General features: G+C 33.5%; 2 protein-coding genes. Both read right to left on the bottom strand.

What is annotated here, in order from left to right; all coding sequences use genetic code 11:
- Positions 1 to 182 precede the first annotated feature (182 nt).
- Positions 183 to 671 carry a hypothetical protein gene (locus ACLJZ5_RS21990; protein ID WP_131040954.1) on the bottom strand — a complete coding sequence of 163 codons (489 nt, stop codon included), beginning with the start codon at positions 669 to 671 and terminating at the stop codon, positions 183 to 185.
- Between the two features lie 3 nt (positions 672 to 674).
- Positions 675 to 1,190: RHS repeat-associated core domain-containing protein (locus ACLJZ5_RS21985; protein ID WP_410959028.1), on the bottom strand; the 516-nt coding region annotated here is incomplete at its 5' end.

Genomic DNA, 1,190 nt, shown 5'->3' with positions numbered 1-1,190 from the left:
ATTGTGCTGATGGCGGACAGTAACGAGGAGCAGAAGCTGCGCGAACAGCTTTACAAGGCTGAACAGGTGGTTAAGGGCATAAAGAACGGAATGTTTAGTGTGCTGAACAAAGGTTAAATAATAAAAAAGCCGAGAAAATTTAATAATCCTTCCCGGCTTTATTCATACTATTGAGAATATAACTATACTGATAACCAATACGGTGGGCTATTATGTTCTATCCCAAAAAACTTACGTTCTTCATATAAGTAAAAAAACAAGTCATTACTGCTAGCATCTAACCCATTCTTATAATACCTTGAAGATTTATCAAGAAGAAAACAATGTAACTGATTGAAATTAACAACTATTCCTTTGCTTCCATTATTCGTATAGAAAAAAGGTGTAAAAAATAACACATCAGATGATGAGGTCATATTTTCAAAAAACATATTATAAATATATTCAAGACCGCCATTGCTATCAAAAGAAAGTATATCTTCAAAAGAATCATCAACCTGTAGATAATTCAACTTGAAATTATTTTTTACCAAGATATTTTCCATTGACTCTATTATTATACCTTTCCCTTTCCTGTGCGGACTAGTCATGTCATTGTTTATAAATGGGAAGATTGAACTTATCCGTTCATTAAAGTCATGTTCATTTAATTCAATTATCAGTGGGTTCATGATTTATTGATCCAAAATTCTATAAATATCCTCTTCAAGAAAATATTTATCTATATTAGTGGTTTTATTATTTGCATCTTTTGTCTTAACTTTCATATGAGGTGGTTCCATTCCACCATTTACAGATCTGTGACCTGTATGCGCAATTTCTATCTCAATGCGATTGCCATTTATATCTTTACCATCAAAAAAACGATATTTATTGCCATAGGCATCTACTTTTGTAACTCGTAAGCTAGCTTTGTATTTTGAAATCAAATAATTAGATACATACCTGAAGTCAGACCTATTTTTCAATAATCGCGCGGTATAGTCCTTCGTTCTTTGAATATTTCTGTATTCAACTTTACCAACTTTTCCACAAGATAAGCCAAAGGGATCGATCCAACTTATCGGATTAGGCGCATACTGATAAAGATTTATCCCGCCCCGGATCGAAATAGGATCGCCCGATATAAACTTCCCGATATCCGGATCATAAAATCTGTACAAATTGTAATGCAGCCCCGTTTCCCTGTC

Source organism: Salmonella sp. 5800, from assembly GCF_046558195.1.
Classification (GTDB): Bacteria; Pseudomonadota; Gammaproteobacteria; order Enterobacterales; family Enterobacteriaceae; genus Salmonella; species Salmonella enterica.
This window is presented reverse-complemented; position numbering and strand designations above follow the sequence as displayed.

Bases quoted from the DNA above. Each gene is read 5' to 3' on its own strand.
- ACLJZ5_RS21990 (WP_131040954.1), bottom strand. From the start codon at position 671: ATGAACCCACTGATAATTGAATTAAATGAACATGACTTTAATGAACGG.